Origin of the sequence: Streptomyces sp. NPDC096324 (genome assembly GCF_044763015.1) — a bacterium.
Lineage (GTDB): Bacteria > Actinomycetota > Actinomycetes > Streptomycetales > Streptomycetaceae > Streptomyces.
Genome location: NZ_JBIWFK010000002.1, coordinates 546,507 through 566,175 on the forward strand (window position 1 = coordinate 546,507; position 19,669 = coordinate 566,175).

9 protein-coding genes are annotated in these 19,669 nt (G+C 70.9%); 4 read left to right on the forward strand and 5 right to left on the reverse strand.

Annotated features, from left to right (window positions below):
- Window positions 1-115: 115 nt before the first annotated feature.
- From ACIQ7M_RS05910 to ACIQ7M_RS05920, 3 genes are all read right to left on the reverse strand, one after another.
- The gene (locus ACIQ7M_RS05910; protein ID WP_403640163.1) at window positions 116-1,114 is read right to left on the reverse strand and encodes a TrmB family transcriptional regulator; all 999 of its coding nucleotides are present in this window, start codon (window positions 1,112-1,114) and stop codon (window positions 116-118) included.
- Window positions 1,115-1,589: 475 nt separating this feature from the next.
- Window positions 1,590-5,339, reverse strand: coding sequence for a S8 family serine peptidase (locus tag ACIQ7M_RS05915; protein ID WP_403640166.1), 3,750 nt, complete (start codon window positions 5,337-5,339; stop codon window positions 1,590-1,592).
- Window positions 5,340-5,674: 335 nt separating this feature from the next.
- Window positions 5,675-9,403, reverse strand: coding sequence for a S8 family peptidase (locus tag ACIQ7M_RS05920; RefSeq protein WP_403640169.1), 3,729 nt, complete (start codon window positions 9,401-9,403; stop codon window positions 5,675-5,677).
- Window positions 9,404-10,008: 605 nt separating this feature from the next.
- Here ACIQ7M_RS05920 and ACIQ7M_RS05925 point away from each other — a divergent pair.
- A complete protein-coding gene (locus ACIQ7M_RS05925; RefSeq protein ID WP_403640172.1) occupies window positions 10,009-13,536 on the forward strand; it encodes a S8 family serine peptidase in 3,528 nt (1,175 codons plus the stop codon).
- A 259-nt stretch (window positions 13,537-13,795) separates the two neighbouring features.
- Window positions 13,796-15,019, forward strand: coding sequence for a metallophosphoesterase (locus ACIQ7M_RS05930; RefSeq protein WP_403640921.1), 1,224 nt, complete (start codon window positions 13,796-13,798; stop codon window positions 15,017-15,019).
- 95 nt (window positions 15,020-15,114) lie between these two features.
- Here ACIQ7M_RS05930 and ACIQ7M_RS05935 read toward each other — a convergent pair whose 3' ends face one another.
- On the reverse strand, window positions 15,115-15,888 hold the full coding sequence (locus ACIQ7M_RS05935; RefSeq protein ID WP_403640175.1) for a hypothetical protein: 774 nt from the start codon (window positions 15,886-15,888) through the stop codon (window positions 15,115-15,117).
- Between the two features lie 274 nt (window positions 15,889-16,162).
- Here ACIQ7M_RS05935 and ACIQ7M_RS05940 point away from each other — a divergent pair, with 274 nt between their 5' ends.
- Both ACIQ7M_RS05940 and ACIQ7M_RS05945 read left to right on the forward strand, forming a co-directional pair.
- A complete protein-coding gene (locus ACIQ7M_RS05940) occupies window positions 16,163-17,245 on the forward strand; it encodes a GNAT family N-acetyltransferase (RefSeq protein WP_403640178.1) in 1,083 nt (360 codons plus the stop codon).
- Window positions 17,246-17,423: 178 nt separating this feature from the next.
- Window positions 17,424-18,506: a GNAT family N-acetyltransferase gene (locus ACIQ7M_RS05945; protein ID WP_403640181.1), complete on the forward strand. Its 1,083-nt coding sequence runs from the start codon at window positions 17,424-17,426 to the stop codon at window positions 18,504-18,506.
- A gap of 79 nt (window positions 18,507-18,585) precedes the next feature.
- Here ACIQ7M_RS05945 and ACIQ7M_RS05950 read toward each other — a convergent pair whose 3' ends face one another.
- Window positions 18,586-19,464 carry an alkaline phosphatase family protein gene (locus ACIQ7M_RS05950; protein ID WP_403640184.1) on the reverse strand — a complete coding sequence of 293 codons (879 nt, stop codon included), beginning with the start codon at window positions 19,462-19,464 and terminating at the stop codon, window positions 18,586-18,588.
- Window positions 19,465-19,669 lie beyond the last annotated feature (205 nt).

The following is a 19,669-nucleotide window of genomic DNA, read 5'->3' on the forward strand; positions in this document are numbered from 1 at the left end:
TGGCAAACACGAGCGGCACGGCGAGGCGAAGTTGATGGGACCAGACGCCTGGCCGGCTCCTTCTCCAACAGGGCGAACCGCTCGTCCGACAGCTTCGGCATTTCGCCCAGCCGGGTCAGCGCCGCACCCATCCCCGTTCGAAGGCGTGCCAGCCGAGTTGCATCCGGGTGGTAACCCCTGCGACCTCCGTCAGGCGCTGCAGCCGCCGCTGGACTGTGCGGAGCCCCAGTCCCAGCCGGACCGCTACCGCACGGTCGGTCAGCCCGGTGAGCATCAGGGACAGCAGGAGCAGGTCGGTCTCGTCCGGGCCCTCGGTCCGCGGCTCCGCCTCCACTTCGCCTGATGCCGACAAAAGCAGTGGGCGGGCCGAGTTCCAGACCGCTTCGAACAGCGTGAGCAGCGCCTCCACAATGCCCGGCGCCCGCACCACCACGGACGTCGGCTCCGCACCGGCCGGTCCGGCGTCCCGGGGCAGCAGCGGCATCAATGCCGTGGAACGGTCGGCCACAACCAACTTGCACGGCACCCGCTCGACGACCCGCACCAGCTGGGTGCGCCCCAGCGCCGCGGAGAGCGCCGCCGTCGTCGACGGTCGGTCGAGCGCAGCCTGTTCCATGACCACCTGGTACCGGACCCCTCGGCCCGTGGCGTGCTCCTCCGCCTCGTGCTCGTCCTCGCGTATGACCGCAGGCTCGGCCGTGACGAGGGCGTGCAGCTCGCGCTTGGCCCCGTACTGCATCTGTTCGAACCGGTGCCGAATCGCCTCGGCCCCGGTCACCACCTCCAGCAGGCCCGCCCGTTCCTGTCCGGCCGCGCCCCGAGCGTATTCCTCGCCGAGCGCGGCCACCGCGGACTCCGCCTGCTCCAGGGCGTGACGTCCCGCGGCAAGCGCGGGGCCGAAGGCCAGTTGTGGCGGGGCCACCACATAGGCGCCGACCCGTCCGGTGTCACGTGACACCATGCCGCCGTTGTCCAGACTGCCGAGCAGTCCGTCGGCCTCCCGCACGTCCACGCCCAGGTGCCGGGCCACCTCGGGACCCGTCGCGCTACCGAGTCGTACCAGTACCCGGTACACCCGCTCCTCGTCCAGCGACAGACCGATGGATCGCAGCATGCCCTCTTGTCTCCTTCCCTCCTGCTCCCGCGCACACCGCGGCCCCGAGGGCCAGTGTCGCGCAGCGCCCCGAGGCAGCCACGGGCACCCCTGGCCCGGGAGCACATCCACCGTTGGATCGAAGCAGCCTCAGGACGCGGCTCGGCCAGGGGGATCGGACGCGATGGCCGAGGTGCGTCGGAACAGCAGAAACGCGGAGTCGTCGTCGGGATCCGTCACGACGACCGCGCGCATTGCCGTAGGTGGCTCGGATGTCCTGCCGCAGGTCCGGTTGCGCCGGGCCTGCGGCAGGGCGGGAACGGTCGGGGCGGCGCATCGCGGCACGTCGGGCGCGGTTGTCGGCAGTGGCTCCCCCACCGTCCGGCCCGCCACCGGTCCGCGAAGACGGCCGGGCGGGCCGTGTACCGCCCCGGCGTCGGTCTTCGTTTCGATCCCGACCTGGGCGAACTCCGCGCGGAGGCTCGGGAGCAGGGTCTCAGCGCACCTCGTACGCGCGGACCACCGTCTGGGTGACCCTCGCCCCGTCCTTGTCGGCCAGAGTGACCCTCAGGTGCACGAAGCTGCCCGCGGGTGCGTCCGCCGGGAGCGTCGCCTGCCAGGTGCCCTGCGTGCGCACGAGTCGGGCCGTGTGCCAGCCGGAGACCGTCTCGACGGTGCTCTGGTCGCCGTACGCGTACTCCAGCGTCGCACCGTCCAGGGTGACGGGGCCGTCGGTACCGTCGGCGACGGCCCCGAGCCGGATGGTGGTCGTCCCCCCGGCGGGCCTGGTGTTGCGCAGGTCGCTGGGCACGTCGACCACCGGGACGAGCAGGCGCTGGGCGCCCTGGTCCGCGGCGGCCGAGGAGAACGTCCACTCCGTGCCGTAGGCCAGGCCCGTGCGATCGGCGGCCGTCGCGGTGCGCCGCCAGGTCTGACGGAACGTGACCTCCGCCTTCTCCTGCGGCAGCGTGAACATGCCCGAGGTGGACGCCACCGGCTCACCGTTCACGAGGAGCTGACGGGTGGTGTAGTCCCGCTGCCCGATCGTCGAGTCGTGCCCGCCCGCGTCACCGAAGGGTGCGACGACGTACGAGAGCCGGTTGCTGCTGCGGGTCATCAGCGGCCGGTCGAAGGTGTTGCGGACCGGGCCGTAGGGCGACTTGTACCAGGTGGCCGCCGCGCGGCCCTTCTCGACCGTGTGCGGACCGTCGTAGGCGGTGCCGCTGTACGGGCCGAGGTCACGGCGCATCAGCGTCGTCCAGGTCAGACCCTCCGAGCCGGTCGGCGTGAAGAACTCGGTGCGGGCCTGCGGCGCGCGCAGGGGCAGCGTGGTACCGCCGGCCCAGACCGAACTCACGCCGGGCAGCCCCACCTGGACGTCCGACCAGTAGGTCGTGTCGGCTGAGTTCTGCACGTGGTACCGAGCGTCCCGAACGGTGAGGGCCGAGTCGTGGACCCGCCGGCCGCCCGGGTGGATCGAGCCGCGCGATACGTACGCGAGGTTGTAGAGGTACGGGCTCTTCGCCGTGGCGGTACCGGACCAGCGCACGGTGGCCTTGCCCTGCTCGGCCAGCGTCTTGAGTGCCAGCGAGTCGGCCCAGGTGATGGACGCCTGCGGCACGCCGTCGGCACCGCTGAACTGGAACCGGCCCTCGGTGTCGGGGACCGCCGACAACACGCCGACGGCACCGGCCTCGGCCGCGGCCGTCGCCCACTGGTACCCGTTGCCTCCGCCGGTGCCCGCGTCGACCAGGGCGATCTTGCCCGCCAGGTCGTGGGCGGCGAAGTTCTCGTCGGTGCCCTTGCCCACGGGGACGACCTCGGCGGAGCCCTTGCCGTCGAACTCGGTGCCCTTCTGGAGCGGCAGCGAGTCGAGGACCCGGCCGTCAGGAGTACTCAGCTCGGCGAGCGGGGCGACCTGCCGCGCCGACGCGAGGAAGGTGAGCCGGCCGTCGCCGGAGACCCGCTGCGCGTACACCCCCTTCGCGTAGGACGGTACTGCCGTGACGTAGCCCGCCTTCAGGTTCCCGGTGTCGTCGAGACCGAAGGTCGTGCCGAGCGCGAATCCCGCAGGTCGGCTGGGCCGGTCGGTGTCCCAGGTGACCGGCCGGGCGTCCCGCGCGTCGAGGGTGACGACGGCGTCGCCGGTCACCTTCACCTCGGCGTCGTACATCTGGGAGACGGAGTCGACACTGCCGACGTTGTCCGCCGCGTCACGCGTCATGATCACGCCACCGAGGGCGTACGTGCCCAGGGGCACCCGCACCGTGGTGCTGCCCGCGTCCGGGTAGCCGAGGGTGTACCGCTTCGCGGTGTCCCGGTGGTCGTCGAACAGCTGGAACGTCGACGGGGAGGCCGCCGGGTCGCCGTGCCGGTCCAGGCCCTTGACCGTGAGGTCGGCGGACGGCTCCTCCATGTGCACCCCGAACGGGACGGTGACACGGGTGCCGTGGGCGCCGACGCCGACGAGGCGCCCGGTGACGGTGCCGTAGTCACCGGCGTCGAGCCGGGCGGACGGATCGATCCGGACCGGGACGTCGGCGGTGCCGTTCGCGGGAACGGTGACGCTGCGCTCGGCCGGTGCCGCGAAGCCGGACAGCCGGGAGCCGTCGTCGCCGCGCACGTCCTGCGTGGTCAGGGCGAGGGTGACGGGCTTGTCCGTGATGTTCGTCAGGGTGACCGGCTTCTCGACGGGGTCGAGTCCGGCCTGCGGGTACGCGAAGTCGCCCAGCAGCGACGCGGGTCCGGCGAGCACCGGCTGGGTGATCGCACGTGCGACGTCGAGCGGACCCGATCCCTGGTCCAGGACGGGCGCGTCGGTGCTCGCCGCGGAGGCGGTCAGCAGCGCCTTGAGCCGGGCCGGGGTGAGCTCGGGGTGCCGCTGGAGGAGCAGCGCGGCACCGCCCGCGACGTGTGGGGTGGCCATCGAGGTGCCGGACATCTCCTGGTAGGCCTGATCACCGCGGCCGCCCGCCTTCGCGGCGACGACGTCGATACCCTGGGAGGCGATGTCGGGCTTGGCGCTCATGCCGTCCGCGGAAGGGCCGCGGCTGGAGAACGACGCCGTACGGTCGTGCCGGTCGATGGCGCCGACCGTCAGCGCCTTCGGTGCGCAGCCGGGTGTGGAGACCGTGCCGCGGAGCGAGGCGTTGCCCGCGGCGATGACGAACAGGGCCTGGTCGCCGAGCCGTTGGACGGCCTCGACGTCCGGACCGGTGCAGCTCGTGGCGCCGTCCGCGCCCAGGGACATGGAGACGACCCCGGCGCCCTGCGCGACGGCCCACTCCATGCCGTCGACGATGCCGCTGAGGGAACCCGAGCCGTCGTCGCCCAGCACCTTGCCGATGAGGAGATCGGCTCCGGGAGCCATGCCGGCGTAGCGGCCCTTCGAGGCGGCTCCGGTGCCGCCGACGGTCGAGGCGGTGTGCGTGCCGTGGCCGGTGCGGTCCACGCCGTCCTGACCGCTGACGAACACCTTGGTCCCGGCGATGCGTCCGGCCAGGTCGGGGTGGTCCGCGTCGACTCCGGTGTCCAGCACGGCGACCTTGACCCCGGAGCCGTCGAGCCCGGCGCGGTGCGCGGTGGTGGCGCCGGTGAGCGGGACGGTCGGGCTGCCGAGGTCCGGGACGGCCGTGCCGTGCACCTTGGCGTCCAGCCAGATCTCGCGTATGCCGCCAACTGCCCTGGACCGTCCGTCCTGCGGGGCGAGGTCCTTCCAGGCGTCGGCGGCGGACGACTTGGTGACGGCCAGACCTGCGCCGCCGATCGAGTCGAGGTTCGCGGTGGTCCTGGTGCCGGGGGCGGCCGCGCGGGGTGTGCGCCCGCCCTCGTACGCGACGACGACGGGGACGGCGTCGGTGTGCGCGTCGTCGTACCCGTCGGCGACCAGCTTGCCTATGTCGAACAGCGCGGCGTCGACCGTGCCCGCGTCGACGAGCTTCTCGGTGCCCTGCGGGAACACGTAGGTGTGCGTGCCGTCCTGCCAGACGGCGGCAGGGTGGTCGGTGCCGTCGGCGGCGCGTGGGGCCGCCGACAGGACCCGGCCGTCGATGTCGACGCGCGCGTCGACCACGTCGCCGGTGATCAGCGTGACGGTGACGGGCCGTCCGGCGGCCGCGTGGTCCGCGGCGACGAGGACGGCACCGTTCCCGGAGTCATCGGCGACCGCCGCGGGAAGGCCGACGCCCAGCAGGGCAACCGCCGCTATTCCAGAGGCGGCTCGGCGCCATGGCCTGCTGTGTCTCACAGGTGCACTCCAGGGAAAGAGAGGATCCGGTGAGCGACAGCCTTGCCAACTCCCTTGCCATGCGCAGCTGATGGAGGTGGCGAGAAGTGCCATGGCGTCAAGTCGCCAGCCTCTTGCCGCTCGGGGCCACACGTCGATGGCCCGGGACGCCGAGAGCCACCCGTACGACCTGGCCGCGATGGTCGACTGCACCCACTTGAGCCCTACCGAGGGCATCGGCATCGACAACCGTGGCGCGGGCCGCGCCGCTGTCCGGCGGGCCCAACCGGTCTCCGCGCAAAGCAAATCGGCTGCCGGCCCGTGGGTACGGACCGGCAGCCGACAGGTTCAGGCGATCACTTCAGACCGAAGGCGCGGATCACCTCCTGCTCCACGGTCAGCCCGTTCGCGGCCTTCGCGGTGGCCTTGAGCGAGACGGATCCGCCCGGCTTCATGGGCAGCTTCAGATCCGCCGACCAGGAGCCCCGGCCCTTGCGGTCCAGCGGGGCGGCCTGCCAGGTGGCGCCGTCGTCGTACGACACGGAAAGCGTCGCGGAGTCCGCGTAGGTGACCGAGGTCAGCCACTGCTGTGTCGCGGCGGACAGGGTGAGGCCGACACGGTGACCCGCCTCGACGTCGCCCGCCAGGTCGGTGCCCACCCCGAATCGCGGCTGGAGCAGCTTCACCGGCTCCCGCCCGGCATCGGCGGTGACCGCCCCGGAGGTGAAGCCCCACTCGGAGTGGCTGCTCACCGTGGTGTGCCAGACGTCGGCGTCGCGTGCGGAGTCCATCACCAGACGGTAGGGCAGTGCCTCGGCGGGACGGCCCGCCGCGCGCACCGAGCGACTCGAGGACTGCGCGACCAGGCTGTCCCCCTGGTACAGCGCCGTCTTGGTGGTGCCGGGGTCGAGAATGCCGGACCGGTCGGCGGCGCCGCCGTCGGCGTACGGGGTGACGGCCAGCGACAGGGTGTTGTTGCTGTCACGGTAGGGACCCGCGTACGCGGTACCGACGCGAGGATTCAGCACCGGGGAGAACCAGTCGGTGGTGTAGTTCTTGCCGGCGGTGTAGCTCAGCAGCCCGCCGGTGAGGGCCAGCAGCCCACGCTCGTCCTGCGTGGCGTGGTTCTCGAGCCAGGAGGCACCGCCCTCCAGTTGGTCCACCCATTCGGTGCGGACCGTCGGGTAGCGCTCCTCCAGGTTGAGACCGACGGCCGCGCCGTAGGCCGGGACGTCGAAGCGGTAGCCGAATCCGGTGGTGGAGCGGTCCGAGTACAGACGGTTGGTGACCCGCGCCAGGTCGCGGTCCGGGTCGGGCGCGTAGGTCATCGTGCGGTTCGGGACCCGGTCGGGGTAGCGGGAGACCAGGTCGTACAGGTAGCCGGGGGCCGCCTGCGCGTCGATCTCGATTTCCTTGCCGCGTGCGTCCTGGGCCAGCACACCGGCCGCCTGTGTCCGGCGCACCGAGAGCACCGGGATGGCCGCCGAACCGGTCTTCGCGTAGGACTCGTTGAGCCTGCCCGCGCCGTCGCTGAGGACGACGAGCATCTTGGCGCCCGCGGCGGCGGCGTTGGCCACCCGGGTGTACGGCGGGACCGCGTCGCTCCGGTCCACGATCACGGCCTTGCCCTTGACGTCCAGGTCCGCGTAGTCGGCGGCCGCGCCGGTGTGGACGTAGGCCGTGTGCAGTCGGAGCCTGCCGGTGACGGGCGCGCCGGAGGTCTGTGCCAGAGCGGGCAGCGAGGCCCCGCCCGCGCGGTACGTGTACCGGGGTTCCTGGAGGTTCCAGCGGGTGAGGAACTGGAACTCGCCCTCGCTGACCTTGTCCGTGGGGCTCACCCACAGTTCGTCCACCGCGATCGGCAGGGTGACGACGCTCCTGATCACGGTGCCGTCCTCGGCGGTACGGACCATCTCGTACCGCGTCTCGCGCACCTCGGTCGTCCTTGGTGTCCGGGCGCTGACCATCCGGGCCTTCGAGGCGTCGAGGGTGATGGAGGTGTCACCGGTCAGCTTGGTCTCCGGGTCGACCAGGAGGGCCTTCGCCCTGGTGTCCTCGCCGTCGCCGGGAATGTCGAGCTGCGACCACACGACGTAGTTGCCCGGCGGCAGGCGCAGGGTGCGGGTGCCCGTCACGTCGTAGGTGTCGGCCGTGGCGGATCCGAGCCGCGCCATGTTGACGGTGCCCGTCACGGGCTTCCCGTCCTGTCCCCGCAGGTTGATCGTGAAGTCGTAGAGCTCGCGCTCCTTGGCCAGGGCGAACCCGGTGTGGGCCACGACCGTGCCGGTGGTGTGGTCCTTGGCGGTCACCTGTCCGGAGAAGGTGGTCCCTGCCGCGACCTTCGCCGGGTCCAGCGAGAGGACCGCGTCGGCGCTGCCGCCGGCCGGGACGGTGACGCGGTCGGCCGAGAGCGTGTACGCGTCGTCCGTGGTGCCGGTGGCCAGATCCAGGGTGACGGGGTCGTCGCCCTGGTTGTGGTAGGTCAGGGTGCGCTCGGCGACCGGGTCGTCGGCGCTGTGCGGCCAGTTGTACGAGGCCGCGGCGACCGAACCCGTGGCGGTGATCAGCGTGTCCACCGCGGCGGAGACGTCGACCCGCCCGGTGCCCATCTCGTACGGCGTGTAGTCCGGCAGCTCCTTGGACGTGCTCATCAGCGCGTCCTTCAGCTGCTGCCCGGTCCAGTCCGGGTGCCGCTGCTCGAGGATCGCGGCCGCGCCCGCGACGTGCGGGGTGGCCATCGAAGTGCCGGACATGGTGCGGTACATGCCGGTGGTGCCGGGGACCGCCTGAGAGGCGGCGGCGGTTATGTTCACACCGGGAGCGGAGATGTCCGGCTTGAGGGCGGAGTTCCCGATCAGCGGGCCCTGGCTGGAGAAGGACGCCCGCTTGTCGGACCTGTCGACGGCGGCGACGGTCAGCGCCTTCTCGGCGGAGCCGGGGGTGGAGATGGCGCCGGGGTCGTAGGCGTTGCCCGCGGCGATCACGAACAGCGGTCCGCCGTCGGCCGACAGCGCGTTCACGGCCTGGGCCATCGGGTCGGTGCCGTCGTCGGGCGTGGTGTCGCCCAGACTCATGGAGACGACCGCGGCACCCTGGTCCTTGGCCCACTCCATGGCTTCGATGATCCCGGAGTCCTGCCCGGAGCCGTCGTTGCCGAGGACCTTGCCGATGAGCAGGTCGGCCGAGGGGGCGACGCCCTTGTAGGAGCCGCCCGACGCGGCGCCGGAGCCTGCCACCGTCGAGGCGACATGGGTGCCGTGACCGTTCTCGTCGAGCACGGCCTGACCGGGCACGAAGCTCTTGGAGCCGACGATCCGGTCCTTGACGTCCGGATGCGTGGGGTCGACGCCGGTGTCGAGGACCGCGACCTTGACGCCCTTGCCGTCGAAACCCTTGGCCCAGGCCGCGGGCGCGCCGATCTGCGGCACCGAGTCCTTCAGATCGGCCTTGACCTGTGCGTCGAGCCACAGCTTCTTCACGCCGGCCGAGAGCGTACGGCTCGTGCCCGGCGTGGCGACGAGCTCGTTCCAGAACGCCTGCTGTCCGGAACGCTTCACGGTCAGCGCGGCGCCGTGGATGCTGCCCAGCCGGCGCGTCAGGGAAGCGCCCGTCGGGGCGGTGGGGATGGAGCGGGTCGCGGCGTCGTATGTGGCGATCACGGGAAGGCCGTCGGTGTGGGTGTCGTCGTAGCCCATGTCGATCAGCCCGGTGACGTCGAACAGCCGACGGTCCAGCGTGCCCGCGTCGATCAGCGGAGCGGCCTCGTCAGGGATGACGTAGTAGTCGTCACCGAGCTGCCGTACCTCGACGCCGCCGGCGCTGCCGTCCACGCGGTCGACGGTGATGGTGTCACGAGTACCCGGCCCGTCCGCGTAGTGGACCACGTCGCCGGTGATCAGGGTGATGTCGTGAGCGTGGGTGTCGTTCGCGTGGGCGGGCTCGCCGGAGGTGACGGACTGGGCGGCGGCCTGCAGGGGGATGAGCAGGCCGCCGGCCATGGCGGCGGCGCAGGTGAGCACCGCCAGTTGGCCACGCCACCTGCGAGTCGGCCTGGCGCAACCGGGAGTTTGGGCTTCGGAGGTCATGCGAGGCATCCTCCGCCCCTCCGAGCGGGTGATCAGCCCGTGCAGGGTGGCGGCAAGTCGCCTGGCCACTTGCCGCCAGTCGGCTCGCTCCGCACCGGAAGGAGGGGCAGGGGAGCTGCCGCACCGCCGTGACGAACGGCGTGCGGCAACGACTCCCGGTACTGCTCCGGGACCGGCCGGCCCTGGCCGGGCAAAGCGTTCCCGGCGTCGAGAACCACCAAGTCAGCACCCCGATGGAGGAGTTGCCGGGCTGCGTCCGTGTCGGGGATCGGCGGCAGCGGACAGCGGGGAAGCGAGACGCCGACGGCAAGCAGAGCCCCCGCCGCGATCGTGCGGGCGACGGCGCGCGATGAAGATCAAAAGGGTGCGCGGGCGCCTTCCGGGCGTCTTGTGCGGCTCGCTCCGCGTGCCTCAGGATCCACCCCGCAAGCTCACGCAGCTGCGGCGACTCCCCCAACACCCCAGCGGGCAGCGGCAGCTGTGTGTGGCACCAGGTCGTCCCTAACGGGTGGGGGAGATCCCCCATCGATTCTCAAGGAGAGCTTGTGTCCAGACGTTTCACGCGTCTCCGACGGCGGTCCGCCGCAGCCTTCGTCACCGCATCCATGACTGCGGTACCCCTGGCGGTCGGAACCCTTCCGGCCCAGGCACAGACGGAACCCGCCCCGTACTCCGCCTACCAGGCGAAATCCGAGGGCAAGGTACTGAAGCAGTTCGCGAGCCAGGAGAAGGTGACCTTCTGGGTCGGCCTCGCGAAGGAAGCGGACGACGCGTCCGCCCGTGCGGCGAGGGGCAAGGCGGCCAAGGCCGGTGCCGTCTACCGGACGAAGACCGCGTTCGCCAAGAAGTCCCAGGCCGGGGTCATCGCGCTGGCCAAGGAGGCCGGAGCGAAGTACAAGTCGTTCTGGATCTCGAACACCGTGAAGATCACCGGCGACAAGGCGCTCGCCGAGAGGATCGCGGCCCGCTCGGACGTGGCCACCATCGAGGCCGACGACCCGGTCGTGGTTCCCGACCCGCTGCCCGGCACCAAGGAGCCCCGGACCAACTCCGTCGAGTGGGGCATCGACCGGATCAATGCCCCCAAGGTCTGGAACGACCTGGGCATCCGCGGTGAAGGCATCGTCGTGGGCAGCATCGACACCGGTGTCCAGTTCGACCACCCGGCCCTCGCGTCCAAGTACCGGGGCCTGAAGGCGGACGGCTCGTACGACCACGCGTACAACTGGGTCGATTTCACGGGTACCTGCCCGAGCGCCGCGCCCTGCGACAACCACGGCCACGGCACCCACACGACGGGCACCATGGTCGGCGACGACGGCGCCGGCAACCAGATCGGTGTCGCGCCCGGTGCCCAGTGGATCGCGGCCAAGGGCTGCGGAACCAGCTCCTGCTCGCAGGACGCCCTGCTCGCCGCGGGCCAGTGGATGGTCGCCCCCACGGACGCCTCCGGCGCCAACCCGCGCCCGGACCTCGCGCCGGACGTCATCAACAACTCGTGGGGTGCCGACGTCATCGACACCTGGTACAAGGACACCGTCCAGTCGTGGCGTGACGCGGGCATCTTCCCGGCCTTCTCCAACGGCAACGCCGGAACCGGGGGGTGCAACACGGCGGGCTCGCCCGGCGCCTACTCCAACACCTACGCCTCGGGCGCCTTCGACAGCGACAACGTCATCGCGCCCTTCTCCTCGCGTGGTACCGGTGAGGCAGGCACCATCAAGCCGAACATCGCCGCGCCGGGTGTCAACATCCGCTCAGCCGCGCCCGGCGGCGGATACGCCGTCATGTCCGGTACGTCGATGGCCTCCCCGCACACCGCCGCCACCGTGGCGCTGATGTGGGCGGCTTCACCCGCACTCCGCGGCAACGTCGCGGAGACGGAGAAGATCCTCGACGAGACCGCGATCGACACCGACGACACCAGTTGCGGTGGCACCGCGGCCGACAACAACGTCTGGGGCGAAGGACGTCTGGACGCGTACGCCGCGGTCAACGCCACCCCGCGCGGCGCGCTCGGCGCGATCGGCGGCAAGGTCGTCTCCGGTGAAGGCGGCGTCGCGGGTGCGACCGTGACGCTGGACGGACCGATGAAGTCCACCCTGACCACCGGCGCGGACGGTTCCTACGGCCTGCCCAAGGTGCTGGTCGGCGACTACGAGGTCACTGTCTCCAAGTTCGGCTACCGCCCCACCGAGTCCACCGTCACGATCGACGAGAACGGGACGGCGACCAAGGACTTCACGCTGGAGAAGGCGCCGGACGCCACGCTCAGCGGCACCGTGAGGACCGAGGGCGGCGCCGAGGCCGGTGCGACCGTCGTGGTCCAGGGCACCCCGGTGAAGACGGTCTCGGCTGCCGACGGCACGTACTCGGTGACCCTGCCGGCCGGTACGTACAACATCGCCGTCACGCCTGTCAGCCGCTGTGCCACAGCGACGACCGTGCGGGTGGAGCTGACCGCTTCGGCCGCCAAGGACTTCGACCTGGCCGGCCGGGAGGACGCCTTCGGCACGACCTGCCAGGTCGGCACGGGTGACTTCCCGACCGGTGACACCAAGCTCGCCATCGCCAGCCCGACGGCCGGTTCGGCCCCCCTCGACCTGCCGTTCCCGGTCGCTCTGTACGGAAAGACCTACCGCTCCGCCACCGTCACCATCAAGGGCGTACTCGCGCTGGGCACCTCCAGCATCACCTCGGCGAACATCGGCCTGCCGTCCACGAGCACTCCCAACGGTGCTCTCTACCCCTTCTGGGACAACCTGCAGATCGACACCACCTCCGGCAACTCCGGTGTCTACTGGGCGACCCGCGGCACGGCGCCGCACCGCACGGTGGTCGTCGAGTGGCGTGACCTGCAGTTCATCTCGGCCCCTGCCCAGCGGATCAGCTTCTCCGCGGTCATCGGTGAGGACGGCACCGTCTCCTACCACTACAAGGACATCGACGGCGGCAGCTACGAGAACGGCTCCAGCGCCACGATCGGTGTCGAGGACCACACCGGCACGGACGCCCTGCAGTACTCGTACAACGAGCCGGTGGTCGCCAACGGCATGAGCGTCTCCTTCAGCACCGGCAAGAGCGCGGTGCTCGCCGGCGCGGTCACCGACGACAACGACGGCAAGGCCGTGGAGGGCGCCACCGTCACGATCGGCAAGGGCGGTGACACCATCGCCACCGGCACCACAGGGGCAGACGGCAGCTATCTCGTCCAGGTCCCGGCCGGCACCACGGAGTCGGCCTACGACATCGCGGTCTCCGCGGAGCACTACGCCGGCGTCACCGCGGCGCGTGCGGTGAAGGCCCGGGACATCGCCGTGGCCGACGCCGTCCTGAAGACCGCTCTGGTCAAGACCTCCAGGGACAGCTTCACCGAGGTCATACCCGCGGAGCAGGACCGCACCCGCACGCTGACCCTGAGCAACGCGGGCACCGTCACTCCCTACACGGTGGAGGAGAAGGGCGACGCCTCCTGGGTCGCGATCACGTCCGCCTCCGGCACGCTGCCCAACGGCGCCGAGCAGAAGGTGGGCCTGATCTTCGACACCGAGGGCGCGACCCCGGGCACGGTCCTCACCGGCACTCTGCTCATCACGTCTCAGAGCGGCAGGGTCCCCGTCATCGAGGTTCCGTTGAAGATCGTCGTCCCGGCCTACCAGGCGGCGCTCGACACCGGCGCCACCGGTTCGATCACGGACCGGCGGGGTGACGCCTGGGGTCCTGACCAGGCGTACAAGGCCGGTTCGTACGGCTACATCGGGTCCGGGGGCACGGCCGGCACGAAGAAGACCATCTCCGGCACGAACGAGCAGGAGCTCTACAGCACCGCCCGCACCGGCGCGCAGGAGTACCGCTTCGACAACGTCCCCAACGGCGTCTACCGCGTCGAGCTAGGATTCGCCGAGGTCAGCGGGACCAAGCCGGGTGCCAGGGTCGTCGACCTGCTCGCCGAGGGCAAGGAGTTCGTCCCCAACCTCGACATCGCCCTGGAGGCGGGCACGTTCACGGCTCTGGACAAGACCATCACGGTGAAGGTCACCGACGGTCAGCTCAACGTCCGGCTGTCGGCGATCCACGGCAAGTCGCTGGTGAACGCGATCCGGGTCACCCAGCGGCCGGACCTGGCGAGCTGAGTCACGGCGGCTCGACATCTCGGCCAGAACGGTCCGCCCGGTATTCCGACGGGCGGGCCGTCCTGCGGTGCCGAATGCACGGTACGAACGGCTCGGCTTCAAGACTTTGCGAGCCGCCCTCCATGGCCGACGCGATCCCCGGCCCTGCCATCCGGTGAGCGGCGATCTCCCCGAGGCCGCACCCGTGAACGCCCCCTCCGATCAACCGAAGGCGACCAGATACAGTGCCGAGATGGCAGCCTGGTCAGAGAGGGGCAGCGTGACCGACACGAGCGACACCCGACCCGCAGACAGTGCGGCGCAAGCGCCGCGGCAGAGCCGACTGCACCGTCTGATGCGCTTCATCCCCCTGATCGCCCCCGTCCTGCTGTGGGCCGTGCCCTGCTGGGTGCTTCTGTACACCGGCCAGCACTGGCCGCTGCCCGTCACGCTGGCCGGCACCGGCCTGTTCGTCCTCGGTCTGGTCGGTATGCCGCTCGCGATGGTGCGCGGCCACGGCCGGCGTCAGCAGGACCGGCTGGCGATCGTCGGCGACTCCCTGCTGGGCACGAGCTGGGTCCTGTTCACCTGGTCCGTTCTCCTCGGCGTCCTGCTGCGGCTCGCCCTGACCGTGGCCGGCGTCGGCGAGGGTCAGGACCGGGCCCGAATCGTCACCTGGGCCGTTCTCGGCGTGGCCGCCGCACTGCTCGCCTGGGGATACGCCGAGGCCCGCCGCGTGCCACGCGTGCGCCAACTCGACGTGCGACTCCCGCGACTGGGTGCCGGGTTGGACGGCACGCGCGTCGTCCTCATCACCGACACCCACTACGGCCCCCTCGATCGCGCCGACTGGTCGGCACGGGTGTGCGAGACGGTGAACACCCTGGAGGCCGACCTGGTCTGCCACACCGGCGACATCGCGGACGGCACGGCCGAGCGCCGCCGCGCCCAGGCCGTCCCGCTCGGTACCGTGCGAGCCACTCGTGCCCGTGTCTACGTCACCGGCAATCACGAGTACTACAGCGAGGCCCAGGGCTGGGTCGACCTGATGGACGAGCTGGGCTGGGAACCGCTGCGCAACCGCCATCTGCTGCTCGAACGCGGAGGCGACACCCTCGTGGTCGCCGGCGTGGACGACGTCACCGCCGAGTCCTCCGGCCTGGAAGGCCACCGTGCCCACCTCGCCGGAGCCTTGAGCGGCGCCGACCCCGACCTGCCCGTCCTGCTCCTGGCACACCAGCCCAAGTTCATCGACCGGGCGGCAGCCGCCGGTATCGACCTCCAGCTCTCCGGCCACACGCACGGCGGTCAGATCTGGCCCTTCCACCACCTGGTCCGCATCGACCAGCCCACCGTCGCCGGACTCAGCCACCACGGCGCCCGCACCCTCCTCTACACCAGCCGTGGCACCGGCTTCTGGGGCCCGCCGTTCCGCGTCTTCGCCCCCAGCGAGATCACCCTGCTCGTGCTCCGCTCCGCGCAATCGCCCGCCTCGCCGCGGTAGCACAGGACGGGCCGGGACATCCGTCGGGCGCCCCTCCCGCCCGCCCGGTCGGTCCCGGTCCCCTGGTCCCTCCGCGCAGGGCCGTCTCCGGGCCCCTACGCGTCCGGCGTCTCCCGGATCACGGCGAAGAGCGCGCGGTCCGTGGGGAGGCCGGCGGCGTCGAAGGCGCGGTGCCGACCGAGGTGCTCGACCCGCCCTCCGGTACACGTCTTCAGCAGATACTCCGTGAGCCACACGTCAGGCGTCGGCACCATACGAGGCAACCCGAACGACTCGGGCATCTCGTCCTCGCCGCTGTCGAAGAACATCACCTTGCCGGTCCGGGCCCAGAGCCCCCGCAGCAGGTCGGTGGCGGCGTCGAAACCCAGCCCCCGCACCAAGTGATGCCAGACGGACAGCAGCAGGGTGCAGTCGGTCGAGGGCAGCAGATCGAGCGTGTCAGGGCGCAGTTCGAGGTCCATCACCGCCACGTTGTCCAGCCGGTTCCGCCGCACGGCGGTCGTCGCCGTGCGGAGGCACTTCTGATCCGACTCCAGCGCGACGGAGGGTATCCCTCGCTGGGCGAGCTTGATCGGGAAGTAGCCGACGTTCGCACCCACGTCCAGCGCGCTCCGCACGCGGAGCCGCTCGACGATCGGCTCCATCGCCGTCCAGCGCGAACCGGTGCCGACGGATCGCTTCGCCTTGCGCACGGGGATGCCCGGGACCGGTTGATAGATGCCGTCGGGCAGCGCGTCGAGCTTGAGGCGGACCAGATCGATCGTGTCGTCGACTGCGCGACGCGCGCCGCTCATGAACCGGAGCGCGGGAAAGCGCTGATGCAGGCGCACCATGCGCGTGGAGGTCTGGGTTCCGGCGATTCCGTCCACGGATACCTCTGTCGAGTGGCGATATACGGGTCGCTGTAAAGGTCGCTCGTATTGCCGTTCTGGGGCCAAGAATACCTTCTGACCTGGCCCTCCGCACATGCTGACCTGGTCCTCGGCACGTGCTCACCTGGCCTTCCGCACGTGGTCGGCGCCCCGCTCGGAACCGCACGGCCGGGGCGCCGACCGAAGATGCGGCCTCATGACCGACAGAGCACCCTTGAAGGAGTGAAGGCTCGAAACGCCCACCGTGTGCGACGCGTAAGGAAGTAGCGTCATGCGTCTGACGGGCCAGCGAACCGTGTCGGCCCGGGACCGTCTCGATGTCACGAGTCCGGCGCCCCGGGAGGCGTGGCAGCGCTTGGTCGACCGCAGCGACGAGACACTGATCACCCAGACCCCGGGCTGGCTGGACTGCATCTGCGCGACAGATCCCTACGAAGACGCCAGCCGCCTCTACGAATTCGACGATTCCGGCTCCATCGTCGTGCCGTTGGTCCGGCGACGCGGCTGGCCCGCCCGTCTGATCGCCCAGGACGCCTGGCCTTCCGAGTGGGGCATCGGAGGTCCTGTCGCCGCCGAGGCTCCCGACCCGAAGCAAGTGCGCGACGTCTTCGGGGATCTGGCCCGCCTCCGCGCGAATCGCGTGTCCGTCCGGTTCGGGCCGGACGTCGACCCGGCCTGGCTGTCGGAGGTGCCGTCCGACTTCACCACCTTGCCGCACACGACGTACGTCCTGGACCTCGACGGCGGTTTCGACGACGTCTGGAAGCGGAGGTTCAAGGCTCCGGTCAGAACCGCCGTACGCAAGGGCGAGAAGGCGGGGGTCCACGTGGAGGTCGACCGCACCGGGCGCCTCGTGCCGGCCTTCTACGCGCTCTACCAGCACTCGATCGCTCGTTGGGCGCAGCAGCAGAACGAGCCGCTGGCGCTCGCTCTGTGGCGCAGGCAGCGGATCGACCCGTTGCACAAGTTCCAGACCGTCGCGGAGACGTTCGCCGAGTCCTGCGCCGTGTGGCTGGCCACGTACCAAGGTCAGCCCGCGGCGGCGATGATGGTGCTCCGCCACGGTCCGCACGCGAAGTACTGGCGGGCCGGCATGGTCAAGGAGCTGGCTCAGCCGAGTCGAGCCCCCACACTGCTGCACAAGCTCGCCATCGAGGACGCCTGCGCGAGTGGTTGCCGCTTCTACCACATGGGTGACTCGGTTCCGGGCTCCTCCGTCAGCGTCTTCAAGGAACGGCTCGGCGCCCGCGGTTACCCGTCGTTCGGCTATCGCAGGGAAGTACTTCCGCTGACATCGATCGATCGACTCTGGCGGAGTGCGGCGAAGCGTCTCATCGGCTTCAAGGACGAGTGACGCCCGATCCCCACCCAGACACCCCATCCCCACCCAGACGCGCGCTCCCCACAGAGATGCTCGATCCCCACCGAGATGCCCGGCCTCGGCGCCCCGCCTAGCATCGGACGTGGGCACGTGGGTCCTCGGTCCGCGAGCGTCGTCCTCGCGGGGGCCTCGCGCCCGGCGGGAGAGGCCCGTGAACGCACCTGCTGAGCTCCTGATCGACACCCCGGCCGGATTCGCGCGCATTACCACACCGGCTCCCCGTGACGTCTGGTGGGAGTTGGCGGTCAAGGACCTGGACACCAACCCCAGCCAGACCCCGCTGTGGCTGGACTGCCTCTGCGCGACGGGGCCGTACCGGGACGCGAGCCGCCTCTACGAGTTCGAGGGCGGCCACCGGCTCGTACTCCCCCTCGTGGGCAGAACGCGACGACCGCGGATCCTGGACTCCGAGGAGTCCTGGCCGGCCCAATGGGGCATCGGAGGACCGGTGTGCCCGGAGCGGGTGAGTCCGGCGGAAGCGCGGGGGGTCTTCGCCGATCTCTCGCGGCTGCGCGCGCTGCGGGTCGCCGTGCGGTTGCGGCCGGCGGACGAGGCCCTGTGGTCGGACGCCGCCTCCGGCTTCCTTCCCGAGCCCCACATGACACAGATGGTGGACCTCGAAGGCGGCTTCGCCACTGTCTGGGAGAGCCGTTTCCGGCGCCATCGGCGGCGGGAGGTCCGCCATGCCGAGCGCTCGGAGGTCGAGGTCGAGGTCGATCGCACCGGCCGGCTCGTTCCCGCGTTCTACCACCTGTACCGGAAGTCGATCGCGCGCTGGGCCGAACAGCAGCACGAGCCGCCGGCGTTGGCCCGCTGGCGCAGGACGCGAGAGTTCCCCGAGCGGCGGCTGGAAGAGGTGGCCGCCCGGTTCGGCGACGACTGCGCGATCTGGGTGGCCTGGCGTGCCGGGGAGCCAGCCGCCGCGTGCGTCGTCCTGCGGCACGGTGGTCACGCCAAACTGTGGCGCAGCGCCATGGACCGGGAACTGGCGCATCCGGTCCACGCGGTTCCCCTGCTGTACCGGCTGGCGATCGAGGACGCGTGCGCGGCGGCCTGCCGGACGTTCGACATGGGAGAGTCCGCCCCGGACTCCTCCCTCGCCACGTTCAAGGCGGGGTTCGGGGCCGAGAGTTTCTCCTCCCCGCGCTACCTCAGGGAACGGCTTCCCGTCTCGGCGGCCGAACGCCGGCTGCGGACAGCCGTCAAACGTCTGATCCGCTTTCGGGACCCTTGAGTCTCCCCCCGAGTCCCCTCGTCCGCCGGATCCGTCTGATCCGCTGTCAGGGCCCCCTGGGGTTTCCTCCTTCCGGGCGTCACTCCCACACGTCGACGGGTTCCGCGTCGGCGCTGTGGTGGAGGGGCGTGAGGCCGTACGCGTCCAGCAGCATGCGCAGCAGTCCGAACTGATTGTTCGGTTGGTCGTCGTCGCCCTGGCGGACATGCTCACCGACCAGGACCGTGGGGATGTGATTGGGCCCTCGCCCGTCGTCCTCGTCCCAGGTGACGACCAACAGGCTGTTGTGGGTCATGGCCCAGTCGGCGTAGTCGCCGAGACTGTTCCGCAGCCAGGTGTCCCCCCGCCGCACGCTGCCGTCGCGCATGTCGTGTTCGAGGTCCGGGACGACGAACGACACCGTCGGCAGATCCCTGAAGTCGCGGGGGAAGTCCGTCCAGGGGCGGTTGGCGGAAGCGGGGAGGTTGGTGAAATTCACCCAGGGGTTGTGCCGGCGCACGTAGGCACCGCTGGAGCAGCCGGTGAAGCCGACGCGGGGCATGCTCTGCGCGTAGCCGACGAAGGTCCGGTCGGCCTGGAGGAGTTGAGAGCCGAGGTTCCGCGACGTGAGCGTGTGCGGGCAGGAATCGTCGTCGACGCCCAGGAACGAGCCCGAGAAGAGCGCCAGGTAGTTGGGCTGGCTCGGGTGGGTGAGGGCGTAGAACTCCGTGAGCGAGGCGCCCCGCCGGGCCAGTTGGTTGACGTACGGGGCGTCCGGGCTTCCGATGACGGCGTCGTACGGCTGGTCCTCCTCGATCACCACGACGACATGGTCCGGACGGGGAATCCCGGACCCGGCCGACGACTCGTCGCAGCCCGCTGTCGTCAGGAGCGTCACCACCACGGCCGCCCAGGCGAGGAGCCCTCTCGTCAGGAGCCCTCCGGGCCCCGGCCGTGCGCCCCACACGCGTGGCTTCACCGCTCTCCCTCCGGGCACCGTTTCGACGCGCGCCATGTGTGATCGCCACGAGCCGCCACTTGCAGCCTTCGGAAATACCATCACAATCGGTACTAATATCCCCTACCGGTCGACATCGTGTACTGATGTGGACCGACGAACGGGAGTGCCGTCGGCCGGTTTCGCGGATGGCCGTTCGCCGGGACGGGGGACCGACGGACCGGAT

What these genes read in the sequence shown, in the direction of transcription:
- ACIQ7M_RS05940 (WP_403640178.1), top strand. Translation starts at nt 16,163, where the DNA reads ATGCGTCTGACGGGCCAGCGAACCGTGTCGGCCCGGGACCGTCTCGAT.
- ACIQ7M_RS05925 (WP_403640172.1), top strand. Translation starts at nt 10,009, where the DNA reads ATGACTGCGGTACCCCTGGCGGTCGGAACCCTTCCGGCCCAGGCACAG.
- ACIQ7M_RS05920 (WP_403640169.1), bottom strand. Translation starts at nt 9,403, where the DNA reads ATGACCTCCGAAGCCCAAACTCCCGGTTGCGCCAGGCCGACTCGCAGG.
- ACIQ7M_RS05910 (WP_403640163.1), bottom strand. Translation starts at nt 1,114, where the DNA reads ATGCTGCGATCCATCGGTCTGTCGCTGGACGAGGAGCGGGTGTACCGG.